The sequence below is a fragment of the Sphingomonas flavescens genome (assembly GCF_030866745.1).
Lineage (GTDB): Bacteria > Pseudomonadota > Alphaproteobacteria > Sphingomonadales > Sphingomonadaceae > Sphingomicrobium > Sphingomicrobium flavescens.
On sequence record NZ_CP133016.1, the window covers coordinates 2,205,830 to 2,224,938 of the forward strand.

The window sequence follows — 19,109 nt, forward strand, 5'->3', positions numbered from 1 at the left end:
AAAGCGACGGGAGGCACCGCGCGCATGAACAAGGCCGAGCTTCAGCCGACACGGCAAGGCTGTGTGGAGGGCCGCGACGTCTTCATATTCGACGGCTTGATGTCTCCGGCGGATCTCGCTCAGTATGTCGAGGCGCTTGACCGCTCGCCCTTCACGCGCACCGAGGTCGCCCGGTCGGACACCACCGATCATCGGCATTGGGTCAGCGAACTGCCCTTGGCTAATGTTACGAAACTGCCGCTGTGGTCAATCACGGAGCAGACCGTCGCGGTCGCACGCCCGGGCGAGCGTTACGAGCCCTATCGGGCCTACACCAACTACGCCGCCTTCGGGGACATGCTCTACGCCCACTGCGACTGTGGACCCGACCAGCGCGAGCTGACCGCTCTTTGGTTCATGTCGAAGGAATGGGAGCCGGAATGGGGTGGCGAGACCCTATTTTTCGACCGCACCGGCGACGCGCAATTCTGCGCCAGTCCCCGGCCGGGCCGCCTGGTGCTGTTCGACGGCGCAATTCCGCATGCGGGACGGCCGCCGTCCCGCATCTGTTACACGCCGCGCTACACCTTCGCGATCAAGCTCACCGCGGTCAAAGGGGCGTAACGGACTCCGCCAAGCGAGTGTCTGGGTCGACAAGCCGAGCCTCGCCACGTTTCCTTTCCCGTGGGGCTACGCCTAAGCCGGTCCCGCTAATCACCAGAGGAGAGGCGAATGAAAAAACTTGCCCTAATCATCGTCGCGACCGCCGGCCTTGCCGCCTGCGCGACGACGCCCAAGACCCAGACGTGCCCGGATGGCACCGTCGTTGGCGTGAGCGATCCGTGCCCGGCGCCGCCGCCTCCGCCGCCACCGCCTCCGCCGCCTGTCACCTGCGCCGATGGCTCGACGTTACCAGCCGGCAGCGTGTGCCCGCCGCCACCGCCGCCGCCACCCCCGCCACCGCCCGTCCGCCGTTCGGGCGAGCGCGGCTAAGTTACGTCCACGTGCAAGGGGCCGACTTTGGTCGGCCCCTCATTATCCCCAACTTCTGCATCGCCAGTTTGTCCCGCCTTGGGACGTATGTCAGGTCGACCCTATCGAAGGTTTCAAAGTCCGGTAGTAAACGCATTGTGAACAGGTTCTGCGGCGTATCCGGCGCCGGGATGTGGAGGCAACCAGTGCGTAAGTTGATCTTGAGCGGACTCGCAGCAGCAGCAATTGCAATCTCATCCGGTGCTATGGCAGCGCCGGTCGTCGTGAGCTCAACGGGCTTGACCGACCCCAATCCGACCAGTCCGTCGTCGATTTCGACGGTCGGTCAGACGACAACAATCGTCTACGGGCAGAACCCGCTCTCGACGCCGACCTTCAGCGGTTCGTTCGTATTCAACAATACGGAAGCCGGCCTCTATTCGATCGTGCTTAACACCAGCACGACGGGCACCTCGTTCACCACCGCCACGCTGTCCGGCATGGTCGGTGGCGTGGCGACGATCTACAACCTGTTCGCGCTCGATGCAGAGCACATGAATTTCAAGCTGAACCCGTCCTTCCTGGACGCGGGAACGAATTACACCTTCGCCTTCACCGGCAACAATAGCGACGCCGCCGCGGCTTTATCCGGTAACGTCACTATTCGTCAGACCCCCGCGGTTCCCGAGCCGGGCACTTGGGCGATGATGCTCCTTGGCTTCGGCGCGACGGGTCTGATGATGCGTCGCCGCAAGGCTCCGGTTTTCGCGCAGGTCGCCTAAACTTTCGCGCAGCCTTCATGAAAGGGCGGCGCCGCAGGCGTCGCCCTTTTGGTTTGAGCGCGCCGCTCAGATGAAGATCGCGACGGATTGCCGTCCGACGGCGAGCAAACGCCCACGCGCGTCCCACAGGTGCATCGCTTGCGTCGAGTAGCCTGCGCGCGTCTGATCGCTGGCCGAACGCAACAGGTACCAGCCCTGGAGGGCCTCGACCTGCGCCAGGAAATCCACCGACCAGGTGATGGTGCTGATCGGCGCCCGCTCGGGAAAGCCCGCCATTGCCGCCGGCGGCAACGCGTCGGCCAGCGCCAGCAGCGCCGTGGTAGGGTCAACGCCGGGTGACTCGCGGAACCGCACCCACACGGTAAAGTCCGGCGCCCCGCCGGTCATCAGCGCGGATCCTTCCGCCAGGCGCAGTTCGAATCGCTCGTGGAACCCGCCTGTCTGCTCGATAAATACCGGGCAGTCTTCGGGTTCCCACCATGGCATGACACGGAGAGGGACCTCGTGATCCACCCTGCTTTCGCGATCGCTCCCGAAGGCGAAGGTCGCCAACGCAGCCTCGCCGGCCTCACACGTGCATTCGACCGCCATCGCAGCGCTCGACCGCCCCGCGCGCAGCAGGCGCGGCCGTAGCGTCAGCGTCCCGCTCGCCGGTCCCGCAAACAGTATTTGGGCTGAGCGCAAAGGAATGTCGGGCGCCACGCGCCTGGCGGCCTCGAAGCAAAGGGCTGCGGTCATCCCGCCAAACAAGGTACGCCCCTGAGACCATGCCGCGGGCGCCTCGACGATCCATGTCCCGTCGCCGCCCGACAAGCCGTCAATGACCGTGCGAAGCGCGCTCATGGCAATCGGTTATGGTGACGCGCTAATGTCTGCAATGGGTGAAAGCCTACACCAGCAAAACTGCTGTCCTGCACGCGTCAAATTGCAGTTTGCTACCCTCTGTGTTTTACTGGTCGGCCACGACGAAGAACCCTGCCAGCCGTAACTCTGACTTCGGCTGGCACCCTCAATCGCCCAGTCGGACAGTGGTGTTCGCTCGCAAAGGTCACGAAGTGGTGGAAGTGAAGAACCCCCTGGTTTCACTCGCTCAAGGTGACAAGGACCCACGCAGAACCGCGCGGCTCTTTAACAACCGCGCGGCAGGGATTAGCTGGAGCGTAAGGAGTCCCGCCATGTCATCCTATGCCGACCGCCTCAAAGCCCTTCGCGAGCAGCTGCAGCGCGACAAGCTGGACGGGTTCGTCGTCCCGCTGACCGACGAGCATATGAGCGAGTATGTAGGTAGCTATGCTCAGCGGCTGGCGTGGCTGACCGGGTTTGAAGGATCGGCTGGCTCCGCGGTCGTTCTACCTGAGCAGGCGGCGATCTTCGTCGACGGGCGCTATACCCTGCAGGTTCGCCAGCAGGTCAGCGCCGACCAGTGGAGCTACCAGTCGGTGCCTGAAACCAGCACCACCCAATGGCTCGAGGAACATGCGCCGCAGGGCGCGCGCATCGGCTACGATCCCTGGCTGCACACCCGCGACTGGGTGAAGAAGGCGAAAGAAGCACTGGCCACGCGCGGCGCCGAGCTGGTCGCGGTCGACAGGAACCCGATCGACGAGATTTGGAAGGACCGCCCGGAGGCGTCGAAGGCGCATCTCGTCGTCCAGGCCGAGCAGCACACGGGCAAGTCGGGCGCGGAAAAGCGCACCGAGATTGGCGACTGGCTCGCAGCGCATCACGCCGACGCCGCCGTGCTGTCAGCCCTCGATTCCATCGCCTGGGCCTTCAACATCCGCGGTCAAGACGTGTCGCGGACGCCGGTCGCTCTGGCCTATGCGCTGGTCAATGCTGATGGGACCGCGGACCTGTTCGTCGCCGGAGAGAAGATCGGGCCGGAAGTCCGCCAGCACCTCGGCAACGGCGTCCGCCTCCACGAGCGGGCCGCCTTCGAAAGTGCGCTAGGCGATCTCAAGGGCAAGACCGTCGTGGTCGACCCGGAACGCGCCGTCGCGGCGATCTTCGAAGCGCTGGAGAAGGCCGGAGCGAAGGTGCTTGCCCGGCGTGACCCGACGATTCTGCCCAAGGCGATCAAGAACCAAGCCGAGATCGCCGGTCAGAAGTCGGCGCAGACCCGCGATGGCGCTGTCATCTCGAAGTTCCTTCGCTGGGTCGATGAGGAAGCGCCGAAGGGAGATGTCGACGAGCTGAAGGCGTCCGACCATCTCGAAGCGTTGCGCCGCGAGAACCCGGAGCTTCGCGATCTGTCGTTCGACAGCATCTCCGGCGCGGGGCCTAACGGCGCGATCGTCCACTATCGCTCAAGCGAGAAGACCAACCGCAAGCTGGAGCAGGGCACACTCTACCTGATCGATTCGGGTGGCCAATATGTCGACGGCACCACCGACATCACCCGCACCGTGCCGATCGGCGAGCCGACCGCGGAGATGAAGGACCGGTTCACCCGCGTCCTCCAGGGTCACATTGCGATCGCCACCGCGGTTTTCCCGAAGGGTACGCGCGGCAGCCAGCTCGACAGCTTCGCGCGGCGGCCGCTGTGGGAAGCGGGCCTCGATTACGCGCACGGCACCGGTCACGGCGTCGGCAGCTTCCTCTCCGTACATGAAGGTCCACAGCGCATCTCGCCGGTCGGAAGTTCGCAGAGCGGCGGTGACGAGCCGCTCCAGCCGGGCATGATTCTTTCCAACGAGCCCGGCTATTACAAGACGGGCGAGTACGGCATCCGCATCGAGAACCTCGTGCTGGTCGTCGAACGCCAGATCGAGGGCGCCGAAAAGGACATGCTGGGCTTCGAGACCCTAACCTTTGCGCCGATCGACCGGCGGCTGGTCGACGTCGACATGCTGACGCCGGAAGAGCTTGTCTGGCTGAATTGCTATCATGCGCACGTCATGGCGAAGATTGGGCCGACCTTGTCCGGGGCCGACCTCGACTGGTTGCAGCGAGCCTGCGCACCGCTCGGCGACTGACTTGTCCCGGCTTGTGACAAAGTCGTCACGCGGGATTAATTGTGGGTTTAACGCGCTAGATGTAAAGGGGATTCACGGAGACGAGTCGTGACTGAAGCTTTGTTGTTCGCCCTTGCCATCATCCTGCTGGGAGCCGTGATCTGGCTCGGCGACGCAGTGGCCGGCGGCATCGAAAGCGCGCTCGGCGAAAAGAAAATGCGCGACCGCGACGCCTAGTCGCCGGGCTGCTCTTTCTTCGACTGTTGATCCCGGGCCTGCGCTTTCCGCTTCCGCAGATTTTCCCGCAGCGCCGCCGCCAGTCTCTCTTCGCGGTCGTTGGATGGTCCGGCCATCACCCGCCCATGACTTGGACGGGTTGACGTCGCAAGGGGGCTTGGCCATAGGCGCGGCCTTCCGGACAACGTGCTGCCGTAGCTCAGTGGTAGAGCGCATCCTTGGTAAGGCTGAGGTCGTGAGTTCAATCCTCACCGGCAGCACCATTTCCGCCTGCAGCCATGCCGGGGGCATGGCGAAGCCGGAAATCTCGCGCTAGCGCCAGCTGATGCGGTTCTTCTCCGACAATGCAGCGCCGGCACATCCGAAGGTTCTGGAGGCGATCGCCTCCGTGAACCGGCTCGACACAGCCTACGACGGCGACGAATGGAGCAAGCAACTCGACGGCGCCTTTTCGGACTTGTTCGGAACCGCGGTGCGAGCCTTCTGGGTCACGACCGGCACCGCAGCAAACTGCCTGGCACTCGCCGCGCTCTGCCCGCCCTATCGGTCCGTCCTGTGTCACCGCGAAGCGCATATCGAGGTCGACGAAGCCGGAGCCCCGGGTTTCTTCACCGGCGGCGCCAAGCTTCACCTCCTGGAGGGCGACGGGGCTAAGCTCACCCCAGAAACGGTCGCCGGAGCCTGCGACCGCATCCGTCCCGACGTCCACCAAGTCCAGCCCGCAGTCCTGTCGATCACCAACGCCACGGAGTATGGCCTCGTCTACAGGGCAGGCGAGGTGGCGGCTCTGGGTGAGCTGGCGAAGCAAAGGAAGCTGTCGCTGCACATGGACGGCGCCCGGCTAGCCAATGCGCTGGCGACGACCGACGAGAACATCGGCGACGTGACATGGCGGGCAGGCGTCGACGCGCTGTCGTTCGGCTTCGTCAAGAATGGCGGACTCAACGCCGAGTGCCTGATCCTGTTCAAGACCGAGCTAGCCGACGAGATCGCCGTCCGCCGCAAACGTGCCGGACACCTCCTGTCGAAGGGCCGCTACCTCGCTGCTCAGCTGCTGGCGATGCTGGAAAACGATCTGTGGCTGGAGAATGCTCGGTCAGCCAACGCCGCGGCGCAGAGACTGGCTCAGGCTGCGTCGGGACGGCTAGTCTATCCGGTCGAAGCCAACGAGCTGTTCGTCCAAGCGACGGCCGAAGAAGCTTCGCGTCTGCGCGCGCAGGGTTTCGACTTTTACGATTGGGGGCCTGACGAGATCCGGTTGGTCACCAGCTGGGACGCCGACCCGACCGACGTCCAGCGCCTCGGCGACGCCATCGCCGCATTGTGACGAATAACGGCTCGACCTTTCGGGCGGTCACGCTGCCGTTCATCATCTTCACCGCGATCTGGGGCTCTACTTGGATCGTCATTCGCGATCAGCTTGGCACCGTGCCGGCGCAATGGTCGGTGACCTATCGCTTCGTCATTGCTGCCATCGCGATGGCGCTGGTGGCGAACTGGAAGGGGGAGAGCCTTCGGATCGGCACTCGGGGTATGGCCGCAGCGGCATTCCTTGGGCTCACCCAGTTCTGCATCAACTTCAACGCGGTTTATCTCGCTGAGCGGCACATCACGTCGGGCGTCGTCGCGACGGTCTTTGCGCTGTTGCTCATTCCCTCAAGCCTGATGGCATGGGCGCTTCTCGGCCATCGGCCAAGCCTCCGCTTCGCCGTTAGCTCGCTCGTGGCGGTGGGGGGCATCGGACTGCTCTTCGTCCATGAATTGCAAGAACACCCAGCGGATCGAGCGCAGATCGCTGCGGGCATCGGGCTGACCTTGGTCGGCATGCTCGGCGCGTCGGTTGCGAATGTCGTCCAGGCTCGTCCCGAAGTGCGACGCTTCCCGCTTTATGCTATTCTCGCCTGGTCGATGGCGGCCGGTGCCCTGATCGATGGGGCCATCGCCGTCATCATGACGGGTCCGCCGGTGTTCGACCCGCGACCGGCATATTGGTTTGGCGTGTTCTACCTTGCGCTGTTGGCGTCGGTGTTGACCTTCAGTCTCTATTACCCGGTCGTGCGGCGCATCGGGCCTGGCAAAGCGGCCTATTCGAGCGTGCTTGTACCGATCATCGCGATGGGTTTTTCAACCGCTTTCGAAGGTTATCGCTGGACGGCGCTGACCATAGCCGGAGCGATTCTGGCGCTCGGGGGCATGGTCGCTGCGCTTGGTCGCAACCGCTCGAAGATCGCGGCTCCCGACGCCGCGTAGGGCGTTACTCGCTCCATGCCTTCGACCGTCATCCGGCGCTTCGTGTACGACGAGACCGAAGGCAATCTGTGGGTCGAGTTCGTCTCGGGGCGCCGATACGTCTACTTGGGCGTTCCCCATGACGTGGCGGAGACATTTCGCGAGGCCTTCTCCAAAGGTATCTACTTCAACACGCGGATCCGCGATCATTATCCGTTCCGGGAAGTGCTGCCGGAAGAAGGCGCAACGCAATCTTAAGGGGCATCGGCAACCATCGCCGCGATGCTGCCGATCCAACATAAGCACATCTTCCGCAGCCGCTGGGTCGCGCTGTTGTGGGCGGCGGGTATTCTGTGGTTCGCCTACGATGTCGCCAGCTCAGAACCGGCTGACGACGACAATAACATGGCGAACAGCGCGCAGGTCGAGCAGGCGCTCAACGCGTTCTAGTGCTTGCCCCATTCGATGCGTTCGATGTGCCAGCGGCGTTGAGCCTGGGTTGAGCCATCGACGTCGTTGACGCGGCGCAGCGTGACCGTGGCGGGGCTGCGCTTCGTGCCCTGATAGAAGACGACGGGCATCGTCACGAAGATCGAGCCGGCTGCGCCCTCAGGCTCGCTGAGATCGCCGATCTCGAGATGCTTGAGGCCGCGCGACTGAAGTTCCTGGGCGAACGCCGCCGCGCTGTTCTTGTCGCCCCAAGTGTTTGCGGCTTCGGCGAAGCGGGCCTGCTCGATGAGGGCGCCATAACGCTGGACGACCTGTCCCGCGGCTTCCGTGCTCTTGGGGTCAATCGGCCCCTTCGGCTCCTCGAGGATCTTGCGATCCGGCGCCTTCGTGGTCGTCGTGACTTCGTTTGACTGCTCCGCCGTGCCCATCGCGACATCATTGTCAGTCGCTTCGCTGCCGTTTGGCGCACCCAGGTTGACGATCGCAGTATCGTTCACTTCTGCCGGCTGCTGTCGACAGGCGGCGAGAAGAACGATCGCAACTGCTGCAAGCTTCGTTTTCATTCGGGAATCCTTTGATCGGAACCGCGCTGGGGAGTATTCGTTCGTTACGCCAAGACAACAGCTCATAACGGGGAGAGTTCAATGGCTGATGACCGTGACCAAGTAGAGCGCACGACCGTAGTGGAAACCGGTGGCGGCGGAGGTGGCGGCGGCGTTCTTGCCGTAGTCCTGCTGATCATCGTCGTGCTCGTTCTGCTCTATGTGTTCCGCGACAATCTCGGGTTCGGCAGCAAGACGACCAACGTCAACGTGCCCGACAAGATCGACGTCAACGTAAACCATAGCTGATCGGAGAGGGTCAGCTTGAGCGCGGGCGGGTTGCGAGTCCCTGCCTGCCGCGCGGGCGCGGTTCCTTACGGGGCCGCGCCCGTTTGATTGTCCGCCGCCGAGGCAGTAACCGGCGCGCATGACGACTGGCTATCTGACTGGCTTCGGCAGTCACTTCGAGACGGAGGCGGTGTCCGGCGCATTGCCAAAGGGTCGCAATTCGCCGCAGCGGCCGGCCTACGGTCTCTACGCCGAGCAATTATCGGGCAGCAGCTTTACCTCGCAGCGGCACGAAAATCGTCGGTCCTGGTTGTACCGAATGCGGCCGACCGCCGACCATCGGCCGTTCACGGCGTACGACGGCGCGCCGCTCCTCGCTCCGGGGACCGCTAAGGAGCCATTGGCTCCCAACCGGCTTCGCTGGGATCCTTGCGACCTGCCTGAGGGCAAGGATTTCGTCGACGGGCTGGTGACAATGCTCGCCAACCGCGATCCCGCCGACCTCGAAGGTGTGGCGGTCCACGTTTATCGAGCCACGCGGTCCATGGAGAACCGCGTGCTCGTCGATGCCGACGGCGAGATGCTGATCATCCCGCAGCTTGGCGGCCTTCGCATCGCGAGCGAACTCGGTCGGCTCGAGGTGCCACCGGGGACGATTGCGGTCATTCCGCGCGGCGTGAAATTTCGAGTGGAAGTCGACGGGGACAGCCGCGGCTATGTGGCGGAAAACCACGGAATGCCGCTACGTTTGCCCGATCTCGGTCCGATCGGCGCCAACGGCCTCGCCAATCCGCGGGACTTCGAGACGCCCGTGGCCTGGTTCGAAGATAAAGACGAGCCGACCGAGGTCATCCAAAAGTCGCTCGGCTCGTTATGGACGACGACGCTCGATCACTCGCCGCTCGACGTAGTCGCCTGGCACGGTAACTACGCGCCGTACCGCTACGATCTCTCACGCTTCAACGTGATCGGGTCGATCAGCTTCGACCATCCCGATCCGTCGATCTTCACGGTCCTGACCAGCCCGAGTGACGTGCCCGGGCGCGCCAATGCCGATTTCGTCATCTTTCCACCGCGATGGATGGTCGGCGAAGATACATTCAGGCCGCCGTGGTTCCATCGGAACGTGATGAGCGAAGCGATGGGGCTGATCTACGGCGCCTATGACGCAAAGGCGGACGGCTTTCAGCCCGGCGGCCTGTCGCTGCACAATTTGATGAGCGGGCACGGCCCCGACGTCGAGAGCTGGCGCAAGGCCAGCGAGGCGGAACTAAAGCCGGTCAAGATCGACGGCACGATGGCATTCATGGTCGAGACCTGCTGGCCATATCGGCCAACGCATTACGCGCTCGATCGCGCGCAGCCCGATTACGATCTTGCGTGGAACGGCTTTCCGAAGGCGCAACTACCATGAATGACGCAACCAACGATCCCGCCCTGTCCAGCTGGTGCGAAAGCGCGCAAGGCAGCGACTTTCCGATCCAGAACCTCCCACTTGGAATTTTCTCCGTCGGCGAGCGCCGTCGACGTATCGGTGTCGCCATCGGCGATTTCGTGCTGGACCTTCGTGAACTGCTGGATTTGTTCGACGAGGATTGGCGCGAGGATTTGTCGCAGCCGGTATTGAACGCCTGGCTGTCCCGCGGACCGGCGGCGCAGGATGCATTGCGGGAGCGGCTGCAGGAAATTCTATCAGATGAGCGTTATCGCGACGAGGTAGAGCCGGAGCTGATCGGGCAAACCGAGGTGCGGCTGCACGTGCCGTGCCTGATTGGTGACTACACCGATTTCTACGTCGGCATTCACCACGCGACCAATGTGGGCAAGCAGTTCCGCCCCGACAATCCGCTGCTGCCGAACTATAAATATGTCCCCATCGGTTATCACGGGCGCGCAAGCTCGGTCCGCGCTTCAGGCGAGCCGGTGATCCGCCCATCAGGGCAGCGCAAGGCACCGGACGCCGACGCTCCTGAATATGGGCCGAGCCGGCGGCTCGATTATGAGCTCGAGCTTGGGATCTGGATCGGCGCGGGCAACGAGTTGGGGAGCCCAATCCCGATCGCCGAGGCTGCCGATCACATCGCGGGCTACTGCCTGCTCAATGATTGGTCGGCGCGCGACCTTCAGGCGTGGGAGTATCAGCCGCTCGGTCCATTCCTCGCGAAAAACTTCCTGACGAGCGTCTCCGCATGGGTGGTCAGCCCGCAGGCGTTGGCGCCGTTCCGCAAGGCCATGCCGCCACGGCCGGAAGGTGATCCCGCGCCGTTGCCCTATCTCTCAGATGCCGTGGACCAGGCGAGCGGCGGGTTGCAAATCCAGTTGGAAGTTACGCTGACGACCGGGCGAATGCGCGCCGAAGGGACAGCGCCGCACGTGCTTTCCCGAGGTTCGGCGGATGCAGCCATGTACTGGAGCGCCGCACAGATCGTCGCGCATCACAGCGCCAACGGATGCAATCTTCAGCCCGGTGATTTGATTGGCACGGGGACGCTTTCAACCGACAGTGAAAACGGCCTGGGATCGCTGCTGGAAATTAGTCAGGGCGGCAAGCGACCGGTTGATCTGCCGACCGGTGAAACACGCACGTTTCTCGAGAATGGGGACGAAATCACGCTGAAGGCCTGGTGCGAGAGCGACGGCGCGGTACGGATCGGCTTCGGTGAGTGCGTAGGACGGGTGGTCGCGTCAGCTTAGGCTTTCGCCGAGCAATTTGGTCGTCGCGTACAGCCGGTCGAGGGCGGGTGTCGCAATGCCGCGCTCCCTGGCGATTTCCCGCGGCGCGCCGAGCAGCGCTTCGAGTTCGAGGGGCCGCCGGGCCTCGATATCCTGCAGCATCGAGGTCTTGAATGCCCCGAGCTTCGCGGTGACCGCCATTCGGTCTTCGCCGCTTTCCTCGATCGGGCAGCCAATGGCCGCGCCGATCGCTGCCAGTTCCATCATTCCTTCGAGCATCCATTGCCGGCATTCGGCGTTCGCCAGGATTCGATCACAGGTCGCACGGGTCAGCGCCGAAAGCGGGTTGATCGTGGCGTTGCCCCACAGCTTGTACCAGATCGCGCGCCGAATATTGCTGGTGGGGTCAGGATTGAGGCCCGCGCGAGCGAACAGGGCATTCAGATTCGCCAGCTGCTCGCTGGCTTCGCCGTCGGGGTTTCCGATGATGAGTCTGTCTGCATGCTTCACGACTACCTGCCCGAGGCTGTCGCGGCTGCACGCTGCGTGGACAACGCAACCTATGACTTGGTCGATTGGGAGGGCCGAGCCGATCGCGCCGTCCGGGTCGACGGAAGCAAGCGGCTCTCCGTTGATAAACCACCAAGGCACGCCGTTTAGCATCGGCAAGATTGTCGTGTGGCGCCTGATCCATGGGGCCGCGGCTTTCGATGCGGCACTGAGCGCTGTTGCTTTGGTGGCAAGGATGAGCAGATCCGCGACTTCATCGTCTCTGGAGAAGCCCACCTCGCTCGGCCGGCCTCGTTCGACCAGCGTCAAGCTCTCCAGCGGCCCGTTTCTGCCTACCGCCCTCACGGTTTCGCCAGCCGCGACGAGTTTCGCCGCCACCCAGCCGCCGATTGCACCAGCGCCCACGACACGAATTTTCATGCAAAGCCCGATGGGCGATCTATTGGCGGTTGGGCAATAGTTGGACCGTGCAGCGGTACCTAACGTTCGTTGTCCCAGATCATGTGAATGATGCGCCAGCCGTGATGGGAATCCTTGAAAAGCTGGATCGAATTGACACCCCGGCGCTCGGGCAATGCATCATCGAGTGAATGGCGGGCTTCGTAGTGGCTCCAGACGTGCGCCACGTTGCCGAAGCAGTCGATGCGCCGATCGGTCTCCACCTCAAAGAACGGATTGGCGGCAAAGAATGGCGTTGTGTCAGCCCTATACTCATCGAGCGTCATCGATTTCTTCGTGGCTCGGCCGTCCTGATCGATCCACGTGCGAACCTGCCTCGCTTCGGGGAGGAAAATGTCGAGTTGCCGCGACCAGTCTCGTGGCCCGGCAGGGCCGGAAATCATGGCGTACATCGCGTCGATCACCGCGCCGATCGCGGCTTCGTCGCTCATGAGTGGGTGGGAATAGCCATCTGATCGGCGCGACGACGGTAGTCATCCGCAAGCGCCAGATGCCGTTCCCGGGCGGCGTCGGTCAGTGCGCGCATAGCCGCCTGACGCTCCCGTGCCGCCTGTCGATTGAAGAAATGTACGCTGGGGTACACCGCGATCCTCCCCTTCGGTCCCGCGCACAATCGAACCCGAAAATTGCCAGACTGCAAGTTTTATTGTCCGTTGAATCGCGGCCGGAAAATGCGCTGTGAACGGGTCTCGCTCCGGCTATTCCTCAGTCCTGATCAGGACGGTCTCGCCAATAAGCAGGAATAGCACGAACGGCGCCCAGGCGGCGATCAGCGGCGGGTAGGTGCCCGCGTTTCCCATCGCCAGACTGAAGTTATCGACGACGAAGTAAGCGAATCCGAGTGCCATGCCGATCACCGCGCGAACCATCACCTGGCCGCTACGCGCAAGGCCGAATGCAGCGACGGCAGCGAGCAGCGGCATGAGTACGGTTGAGAGCGGGCTCGCGATCTTGTGCGCAAGGCCCGAGCGCGCTTCTTCCGCGGGCCTTCCTGCCACCTCAAGTTCGCCGATGCGGTTCTTCAAAGTCCAATAGTCGAGCTCGGTCGGATCGACCTTGGCAAGGGTTAGTTGAGCGGGCGTGATGCCGTTCATTGCCCTCAAGGCCGGCAGGTCGCGCTCGACATTCATCGTGGCGTCGTAGACTTTCACGTCCTGCAGCAGCCAGTCATTCCGGCCAGGGTCAGGGATAGCTCGTGCTGCGTCGATCTTGCGCTGAAGTACGCCGCCGCCGCGATCGTAGATCGTTACGCGTTGCGCCGTGAAAGGGCGGCCGCCGACGGTACCGGCGCGGATCAGATCATCGCCATTCAGCACCCAAACGTTACCCATAATCCCGCTGGCCGGGGGGATCGGCTTATAATCGTTGTCGCTCCACGCAGTAACCGTTCGCGTCGAGTTCACGACGACACCTTCGTTGAAGGCGAACAGTAGCCCTGCGATGCCGATGCTGGCGACCACCAGCGGCGCAAGAATCTGGTGCGCCGAAAGTCCCGCCGCTTTCATCGCGACGACTTCGCTGTTTTGATTGAGCCCGACGAACGCAATGAGCGCGCCGAGCAGAACCGCGAACGGCAGGAAGCGGGAAATGAGCATCGGTATTCGAAGGGCGACGTAGCGCCAAAGGTCGGCATCGCCGTTGCCCGGAACAGCAAGAATTTTGCCGGATTCACCAAGCAGATCGAGCGTCATCAGGATGAGCACGAGTGCGAAAAGCACCGCCAGGCTGCGAGTCAGAAACAGCCTCACCATGTAGAAGGCAAGGCGGCGCGACGGGAAAAAGCCAAAGTTGATCATGCCGCGGGGGTCGCTTGCCTGGGCTTCGGCAGGAGGTTGCGGAGCCGCTTGGCGAACCCGGCGAAGAACCATTCGAGCGCGCCGATCGGTTGCCCTCCCGGACGATGAGCAAGCACGTGATACATCCAGTATATCAGCCCAGCTAGGACGAAGAGCGGTAACCAAAGGCCCAGCGTCGGATCGAGCCGGCCGCTGGCGGCGGCGGCCTCAGCATATTGATTGACCTTGTGGTAGGCGACCACGATCAAGATCGAAATGAAGATGCCCAGACCCGACGAACTGCGCTTCGGGGGCACGGCGAGGGCAATGGCCAGCAGCGGCAGCATCAGCATCATGACAACTTCGACCATGCGAAAATTGAAATGCGCTTCGGCGGCGATGCGCTGCGCATGGGTTTTGCCGCCGCCGCCGTAGCCGAGCTGCCACAGCTCGTGCAGGTAAAGCTCCTCGGTTTCGCCGACGGCGCGTCGACGGAATTGATCGATCGCTGGCAAGCTCACCGGAAGGTCGTAACTATCGAAGGCGAGCGTGCGCGGTGTCGCGAACTTGGGGCTGTCCTGAACCAGCCGCCCCTTGGTGAGCCGGAAGAGGATCTTGTCGGGGTCGTCGGTAGCCAAAAACCGTCCATGTTCGGCAGTGGCCGCGACCGACATGCCCTTACTGTCCTCGCTTTGCACGAATATGCCGTGGAGCTGCGTCCCCTTATTCTCACTGCGATCGATGCGGAGGGTCAGATGCTTGCCGAGCTGGTTGAACTCTCCAACCTTGATCGCCGCTCCGAGCGCGCCCGACTTAAGGTCGAAGCGAAGGCCCTCGTAGCGATAATGCGTGAAGGGCTCGAGATAGCCGACGATGAACAGGTTCAGCGCCGCGAGCGGGATCGCATAGGCGAACGGCACCCGCAGGAGCCTTCCGTAACCAATGCCGATGCCGCGAAGTGCGTCCAGCTCAGAGGACAAGGCCAGCTTCCGGAAGGCAAGCAAGATGCCGAGCATAAGCCCGATGGGAATGCCGAGGGACAGATATTCCGGCAGCAGGTTTGCAAGCATCCGCCAGACCACGCTGACTGGCCCGCCGGCGTCGACGACATATTGGAACAGCCGCAGCATCTTATCGAGCACGAGCAGCATTGCCGCCAGAACGAGCGAGCCGAGCAAGGGCACGGCAATCGATCTGGCGAGATAGCGGTCAATCAGGCCGATCTGCGGCAAATTCGGTCGTCCCCGCACCATCATTTGGCCGCAAAGGCAGCCGATATTGCACCTTGGGACGGATACAGCCGGCTTGCCGGATGCGCCGTTCCGCTGGTCCCTATAGCGAAACGGTGCGCGGATTCATGTCGAAAGTGGAATTGCTTTCGGGAGACATTGCGGAAGGGCAGGGATGCCCACCGCAAGGTCGCCGATCGCGCCCGCGTATCGCGCTGCTTTCAAACCCGAAGTCGACCGGCAATCTCGCCCAGTTGCCGCGGATCCGGGAATTCTGCGCCGAGCATCCTGACCTGTTCCACTACGAAGTTGAGCATGCCAACCAGATTGGAGAGGCGATCAAGTCGATTGCCCGTGTTCGACCGCGGGTGCTGGTCATCAACGGCGGCGATGGCACCGTCCAGGCGACGCTGACCGAACTTCACAACGGCGGACATTTTGGGGACGAGGTCCCGCCGGTGGCAGTTCTGCCGAGCGGCAAGACGAACCTCATTGCGCTCGACCTTGGCGCGCGCGGCGATCCGGTTGAAGCGCTGGAGCAATTGCTGCGACTAGCGCGCGAGAACAAACTCGCTGAGTACACGGTTGCCCGGGAACTGATCGCGCTTCGCCACGGCACGAACGATCGACCGGTGATCGGCATGTTCATGGGCGGTGCGGGCCTCGCGGACACCATGCTGTATTGCCGCGACAAGATTTACCCGCTGGGGCTGCCCAACGGCATAGCGCACGTGATTACCGCCTTTGCGCTTCTGATGAAGCTCATGCTGCGGCTCAAAGCGAGCTTCCTTCCTCCGGACCCGGCTCCGTTGAGCGTTTCGCTGCGGGAGAATGGGCATCGGCTCGATGGCCGCTTCTCGCTGCTGGCGGTCACGACGCTGGAAAAATTGCTGCTGGCGAGCAATCTGGGCATGCAGCGTGGCGGTGCTTTGAAGATTCTGGCGGTCGAAGAGCGCCCGTCATCAATCCTGCGCGGCTTGTTCGCCGGCTTCTTCGGACGGCTTGGTCGCGACAAAGTCAGTGGCGTTCATTTCGAGTCGACCGACAGGATCACTATTGAAGGCGACAATTCGAACGTCATTCTTGACGGCGAGATGTTTCGCGCGGAGCGGGGGTTTCCGATCAACCTGACGCCAGCTCAGCCTTTGTCATTCGTCAAACTGGCTGCCTGAACTCGTTCTCGTGACCGAATTGCAAACCCTTGTCGCCGAGGAACTCGGCCTGCCGGTCGACGCGCGAGTAACAGCCATGGCAGAGGCGATTGCGAAAGAGCATGCTGAGGCGTCGCGTGCCGTACTGTTTTACGGCTCGTGCCTAAGGCAGCGGCAGCTCGAAGGCCTGATGCTGGATTTCTATCTGATCGTTTCCGATTATCCCGCGGCTTACGCCAAATCGTGGCTTGCGACCGCAAATCGCCTGATCCCACCGAACGTTTTTTATTTCGAGCACGCTGGTTTGGTGTCGAAGTACGCCGTGCTGAGCGAGGCGGACTTTCACCGTCTTTGCGGGCCTGAAACCGCAAACGTTTCGGTTTGGGCGCGATTTGCCCAGCCATCGCGTCTGGTGTGGGCATCCAGCGAAACGTCGCGTGAACGCGCGATCGGCGCCGTGGCGCGTGCGGCGCCCACCCTGCTAGCTGCGGCGGGCGTCAAGCCCGGTGAACCTGGCCTGGACCTTTGGCGCCGCGCATTCGCCTTGACCTATTCAGCCGAGCTGCGAGCCGAGCGGGCAGGCCGCGCGAGCTCGGTGGTCGATCTGGAGCCTGAACGATATGAGCGGTTCACTGGCCCGGCGTTGTCGATCGCGAAGACGACGCGTCCATCAGCGAGTTGGGCTCGGCGGCGGATTGAGGGCAAAGCATTGTCCGTCCTGCGCCTTGCCAAAGCGAGCCTGACGTTTGCCGGCGGCGCTGATTACATCATCTGGAAGATCAATCGGCACGCGGGGACCGATATTCGCCTCAAGCCATGGCAGCAGCGCCATCCGCTACTGGCAGGGATCAGCCTGCTACCCCGGCTGCTGAAGAGCGGGGCGATCCGCTAGAGCGGGCCAAGGCCGCAGCTACAGCGCTCGCGAGTGCGCCCACTGTGAATGGCTTGCGTAGCAATTCGTAACCGCGAAGATCGTCAGTCTCTCCCTCACCGACGTAGCCTGTGACGAAGAGCACGGCGAAATCGTGCCGGCTGGTCTCCTTGAGGTATTTGATGAGTTCCGGCCCCGACATTTCAGGCATGATGACGTCGGTGATTACGAGATCGAACAACTGCGAGTTGAATATCTCGATCGCCTCGGCTCCGCTGCCACATGCAATCGGCTCGTAGTCGAGATCCTCAAGTGCCCCGACGGTCGCTGTGCGGACGCGGGGGTCGTCCTCGACCAGGAGGATGCGCGCACCCGCGACGTGCAAATCGGCAGTTTCCGTCCGCTGGGCGGCCGGGTGCAATCGCACTGGCGCCGCCGCCTCGGTCCGCGGGAGGTAGATAGAGACGGTAGTTCCGCGTCCGACTTGGCTGTCGATGCCAACCTCGCCGCCTGACTCGTGCGCGAAACCGAAGATCTGGCTGAGGCCCAAGCCGGTGCCCTTGCCAACCGGCTTGGTGGTGAAGAACGGCTCAAATGCCCGCTCAAGGACCTTCGGAGGCATGCCACAGCCGGTGTCGGTGACACTGATGCGCACGTAATCGCCAGCGCGGATGTCGCCGATCTGGCTAGAGGTCACTGTCACATTTTCGGCGGCAATCCGCATGTGGCCCTCGCCATCCATCGCATCGCGCGCGTTCACCGCGAGGTTCACGATGGCGTTCTCTAGCTGATGCGGATCGACGTAGGTCGGCCAGGCATCGGCCTTGGCGTCCACGTCAATGCGGATGCGCTCGCCGAGGGTGCGGTCGAGGAGGTCCGACATGCCCGCGATCAGTTCGGCCGGCTCGACGCGTTCGGGCAGTAAGGGCTCGGACCGGGCGAAGGACAGGAGCCTGCGAGTCAGCGCGGCCGCTCGGGTGGCGCCCTCCATCGCATTGTTGAGGTGCATCATCACCTCGCGTCGCGGGCCGTTCAGACGCCGCAGGGCAAGATCAATGCCGCCGACGACCACGGCCAGCATGTTGTTGAAATCGTGCGCAATGCCGCCCGTCAGCTGACCGACCGCTTCCATCTTTTGGACCTGGCGGAGCTGCGCTTCTGCAGCCTCGCGCTCCTTGGCCTCTTCTTTCAGAGCTTGGTTGGCATCCCACAGCTCCTGCGTGCGCTCCCGAACCGCCATCTCCAGGATTTCAGCGCGCTCTGCCTCACTTTCCGCCTGGCGCCGCGCCGCGGCGTTTTGGCGAAGCGCCTGAACGGCGACCACGCCCAGGAAAACTGCGCCGACGCCAACCACGATTCCAAGCCAGCTCAGATAATCGGTGAGCCGGTCCGCTTGAGCAGTGAAAAACTGACTTTGCACCATCCGCGAACGCAGCGATTGTCTTTCACTCCGGATGATCTCCTCAAGCTTGTTATCGAGCAGGCGTCCGGTGCTCGGATGCCCCTTCTCCTCACGGGCAGCAGCATAGAAATAGCTGATTCCCGCATCGCCCTGCTTTTCGAGGGCGGCGCGCGCGGCTAACGCGAGTTCGCCGCCGCGCTTTTCGTAAAGCCGTTGGACCTCCGCCGCCCGGACTTGCTGTTCCGGATTGTTCCGCTCAAGCGCCCTTAACTGCCCAATCTGGTAGCCGGCATCCCGCCACGCGCTGACGTAGATATTGCCGTTGGGATCGATCTTCTCGTCGAGTACGAAACGGGCCAGTGCTGCTTCAGCTCTAGCGACGTTCGCGCTGACGTTACGAACAACCAACGCAACTTGGTTCGCTTGACGCTCTGCCCCGAGGGCGCGTTCACGCGCGTCATTCGCCAATTTGACCAGGAACACCATGGCGACGAGGATGAGGGCCGCAACCAGACCTGCGGCCGCAGCACCACCGCGGCGCCAGTCAAACCTGACGTCCTCCCCATCGCCCACCATCAGGCCTATGTAGCCGTGTTAACCTTTGGG

20 protein-coding genes, 1 tRNA gene and 1 pseudogene are annotated in these 19,109 nt (G+C 63.0%); 15 read left to right on the plus strand and 7 right to left on the minus strand.

Annotated features, from left to right (window positions below; genetic code table 11):
• Window positions 1–24 precede the first annotated feature (24 nt).
• The 3 genes and pseudogenes from QU596_RS11310 to QU596_RS11320 form a co-directional block, all read left to right on the plus strand.
• A complete protein-coding gene (locus QU596_RS11310) occupies window positions 25–603 on the plus strand; it encodes a 2OG-Fe(II) oxygenase (protein WP_308515614.1) in 579 nt (192 codons plus the stop codon).
• A gap of 108 nt (window positions 604–711) precedes the next feature.
• Window positions 712–972, plus strand: a complete 261-nt coding sequence (locus tag QU596_RS11315) for a hypothetical protein (protein ID WP_308515615.1) — start codon at window positions 712–714, stop codon at window positions 970–972.
• Window positions 973–1,274: 302 nt separating this feature from the next.
• Window positions 1,275–1,733 (plus strand): annotated as a pseudogene (locus QU596_RS11320) (FxDxF family PEP-CTERM protein); the annotation flags it as partial.
• A gap of 66 nt (window positions 1,734–1,799) precedes the next feature.
• Here the strand turns inward: QU596_RS11320 and QU596_RS11325 are convergent.
• Window positions 1,800–2,576: an acyl-CoA thioesterase gene (locus QU596_RS11325; protein ID WP_308515617.1), complete on the minus strand. Its 777-nt coding sequence runs from the start codon at window positions 2,574–2,576 to the stop codon at window positions 1,800–1,802.
• Window positions 2,577–2,908: 332 nt separating this feature from the next.
• Here QU596_RS11325 and QU596_RS11330 point away from each other — a divergent pair, with 332 nt between their 5' ends.
• The 7 genes from QU596_RS11330 (at window position 2,909) to QU596_RS11360 (ending at window position 7,603) form a co-directional block, all read left to right on the plus strand.
• A complete protein-coding gene (locus QU596_RS11330) occupies window positions 2,909–4,708 on the plus strand; it encodes an aminopeptidase P family protein (protein ID WP_308515618.1) in 1,800 nt (599 codons plus the stop codon).
• Between the two features lie 87 nt (window positions 4,709–4,795).
• Window positions 4,796–4,924: a hypothetical protein gene (locus QU596_RS11335; protein ID WP_308515619.1), complete on the plus strand. Its 129-nt coding sequence runs from the start codon at window positions 4,796–4,798 to the stop codon at window positions 4,922–4,924.
• A gap of 188 nt (window positions 4,925–5,112) precedes the next feature.
• Window positions 5,113–5,187: transfer RNA gene (locus tag QU596_RS11340), tRNA-Thr, on the plus strand.
• 62 nt (window positions 5,188–5,249) lie between these two features.
• Entirely contained in the window at window positions 5,250–6,251 is a 1,002-nt protein-coding gene (locus tag QU596_RS11345; RefSeq protein ID WP_308515620.1) for a threonine aldolase family protein, read from the plus strand.
• Complete coding sequence (locus tag QU596_RS11350; protein ID WP_308515621.1) at window positions 6,248–7,174, plus strand: DMT family transporter; 927 nt, start codon at window positions 6,248–6,250, stop codon at window positions 7,172–7,174. Before QU596_RS11345 ends, QU596_RS11350 begins: the two co-directional genes overlap by 4 nt.
• A gap of 15 nt (window positions 7,175–7,189) precedes the next feature.
• The gene (locus QU596_RS11355; RefSeq protein WP_308515622.1) at window positions 7,190–7,411 is read left to right on the plus strand and encodes a KTSC domain-containing protein; all 222 of its coding nucleotides are present in this window, start codon (window positions 7,190–7,192) and stop codon (window positions 7,409–7,411) included.
• 24 nt (window positions 7,412–7,435) lie between these two features.
• Window positions 7,436–7,603 (plus strand): hypothetical protein, encoded by a 168-nt coding sequence (locus tag QU596_RS11360; protein ID WP_308515623.1) that lies wholly within the window; start codon window positions 7,436–7,438, stop codon window positions 7,601–7,603.
• Here the strand turns inward: QU596_RS11360 and QU596_RS11365 are convergent.
• On the minus strand, window positions 7,600–8,166 hold the full coding sequence (locus tag QU596_RS11365; protein ID WP_308515624.1) for a hypothetical protein: 567 nt from the start codon (window positions 8,164–8,166) through the stop codon (window positions 7,600–7,602). The two genes, QU596_RS11360 and QU596_RS11365, sit on opposite strands and share 4 nt — an antisense overlap.
• Window positions 8,167–8,247: 81 nt before the next feature.
• Here QU596_RS11365 and QU596_RS11370 point away from each other — a divergent pair, with 81 nt between their 5' ends.
• The 3 genes from QU596_RS11370 (at window position 8,248) to fahA (ending at window position 11,127) form a co-directional block, all read left to right on the plus strand.
• A complete protein-coding gene (locus QU596_RS11370) occupies window positions 8,248–8,454 on the plus strand; it encodes a hypothetical protein (protein ID WP_308515625.1) in 207 nt (68 codons plus the stop codon).
• 118 nt (window positions 8,455–8,572) lie between these two features.
• Window positions 8,573–9,847, plus strand: a complete 1,275-nt coding sequence (hmgA, locus tag QU596_RS11375) for a homogentisate 1,2-dioxygenase (protein ID WP_308515626.1) — start codon at window positions 8,573–8,575, stop codon at window positions 9,845–9,847.
• Window positions 9,844–11,127: a fumarylacetoacetase gene (gene fahA, locus QU596_RS11380; RefSeq protein ID WP_308515627.1), complete on the plus strand. Its 1,284-nt coding sequence runs from the start codon at window positions 9,844–9,846 to the stop codon at window positions 11,125–11,127. Before hmgA ends, fahA begins: the two co-directional genes overlap by 4 nt.
• Here fahA and QU596_RS11385 read toward each other — a convergent pair.
• The 4 genes from QU596_RS11385 to lptF all read right to left on the minus strand — a co-directional run bounded on the left by QU596_RS11385 (window position 11,119) and on the right by lptF (window position 15,082).
• A complete protein-coding gene (locus QU596_RS11385) occupies window positions 11,119–12,036 on the minus strand; it encodes a ketopantoate reductase family protein (RefSeq protein ID WP_308515628.1) in 918 nt (305 codons plus the stop codon). The genes fahA and QU596_RS11385 overlap by 9 nt on opposite strands.
• A 59-nt stretch (window positions 12,037–12,095) precedes the next feature.
• Window positions 12,096–12,506, minus strand: a complete 411-nt coding sequence (locus tag QU596_RS11390) for a hypothetical protein (RefSeq protein ID WP_308515629.1) — start codon at window positions 12,504–12,506, stop codon at window positions 12,096–12,098.
• 267 nt (window positions 12,507–12,773) lie between these two features.
• The gene (gene lptG / locus QU596_RS11395) at window positions 12,774–13,871 is read right to left on the minus strand and encodes an LPS export ABC transporter permease LptG (RefSeq protein WP_308515630.1); all 1,098 of its coding nucleotides are present in this window, start codon (window positions 13,869–13,871) and stop codon (window positions 12,774–12,776) included.
• On the minus strand, window positions 13,868–15,082 hold the full coding sequence (gene lptF / locus QU596_RS11400; RefSeq protein ID WP_308515631.1) for an LPS export ABC transporter permease LptF: 1,215 nt from the start codon (window positions 15,080–15,082) through the stop codon (window positions 13,868–13,870). The genes lptG and lptF overlap by 4 nt, the downstream gene beginning before the upstream one ends.
• 80 nt (window positions 15,083–15,162) lie before the next feature.
• Here lptF and QU596_RS11405 point away from each other — a divergent pair, with 80 nt between their 5' ends.
• Together QU596_RS11405 and QU596_RS11410 are read left to right on the plus strand one after the other, a co-directional pair.
• On the plus strand, window positions 15,163–16,251 hold the full coding sequence (locus QU596_RS11405; RefSeq protein WP_308515632.1) for a diacylglycerol/lipid kinase family protein: 1,089 nt from the start codon (window positions 15,163–15,165) through the stop codon (window positions 16,249–16,251).
• A gap of 10 nt (window positions 16,252–16,261) precedes the next feature.
• Window positions 16,262–17,122, plus strand: coding sequence for a hypothetical protein (locus QU596_RS11410; RefSeq protein ID WP_308515633.1), 861 nt, complete (start codon window positions 16,262–16,264; stop codon window positions 17,120–17,122).
• Here QU596_RS11410 and QU596_RS11415 read toward each other — a convergent pair.
• Window positions 17,079–19,079: an ATP-binding protein gene (locus QU596_RS11415; RefSeq protein ID WP_308515634.1), complete on the minus strand. Its 2,001-nt coding sequence runs from the start codon at window positions 19,077–19,079 to the stop codon at window positions 17,079–17,081. The genes QU596_RS11410 and QU596_RS11415 overlap by 44 nt on opposite strands.
• Between the last annotated feature and the right edge of the window lie 30 nt (window positions 19,080–19,109).

Coding starts and splice junctions, on each gene's coding strand:
- QU596_RS11310 (WP_308515614.1), top strand. CDS start 25: ATGAACAAGGCCGAGCTTCAGCCGACACGGCAAGGCTGTGTGGAGGGC.
- QU596_RS11315 (WP_308515615.1), top strand. CDS start 712: ATGAAAAAACTTGCCCTAATCATCGTCGCGACCGCCGGCCTTGCCGCC.
- QU596_RS11325 (WP_308515617.1), bottom strand. CDS start 2,576: ATGAGCGCGCTTCGCACGGTCATTGACGGCTTGTCGGGCGGCGACGGG.
- QU596_RS11330 (WP_308515618.1), top strand. CDS start 2,909: ATGTCATCCTATGCCGACCGCCTCAAAGCCCTTCGCGAGCAGCTGCAG.
- QU596_RS11345 (WP_308515620.1), top strand. CDS start 5,250: ATGCGGTTCTTCTCCGACAATGCAGCGCCGGCACATCCGAAGGTTCTG.
- QU596_RS11355 (WP_308515622.1), top strand. CDS start 7,190: ATGCCTTCGACCGTCATCCGGCGCTTCGTGTACGACGAGACCGAAGGC.
- QU596_RS11360 (WP_308515623.1), top strand. CDS start 7,436: ATGCTGCCGATCCAACATAAGCACATCTTCCGCAGCCGCTGGGTCGCG.
- QU596_RS11365 (WP_308515624.1), bottom strand. CDS start 8,166: ATGAAAACGAAGCTTGCAGCAGTTGCGATCGTTCTTCTCGCCGCCTGT.
- QU596_RS11370 (WP_308515625.1), top strand. CDS start 8,248: ATGGCTGATGACCGTGACCAAGTAGAGCGCACGACCGTAGTGGAAACC.
- hmgA (WP_308515626.1), top strand. CDS start 8,573: ATGACGACTGGCTATCTGACTGGCTTCGGCAGTCACTTCGAGACGGAG.
- fahA (WP_308515627.1), top strand. CDS start 9,844: ATGAATGACGCAACCAACGATCCCGCCCTGTCCAGCTGGTGCGAAAGC.
- QU596_RS11385 (WP_308515628.1), bottom strand. CDS start 12,036: ATGAAAATTCGTGTCGTGGGCGCTGGTGCAATCGGCGGCTGGGTGGCG.
- QU596_RS11390 (WP_308515629.1), bottom strand. CDS start 12,506: ATGAGCGACGAAGCCGCGATCGGCGCGGTGATCGACGCGATGTACGCC.
- lptG (WP_308515630.1), bottom strand. CDS start 13,871: ATGATCAACTTTGGCTTTTTCCCGTCGCGCCGCCTTGCCTTCTACATG.
- QU596_RS11405 (WP_308515632.1), top strand. CDS start 15,163: ATGCGCCGTTCCGCTGGTCCCTATAGCGAAACGGTGCGCGGATTCATG.
- QU596_RS11415 (WP_308515634.1), bottom strand. CDS start 19,079: ATGGTGGGCGATGGGGAGGACGTCAGGTTTGACTGGCGCCGCGGTGGT.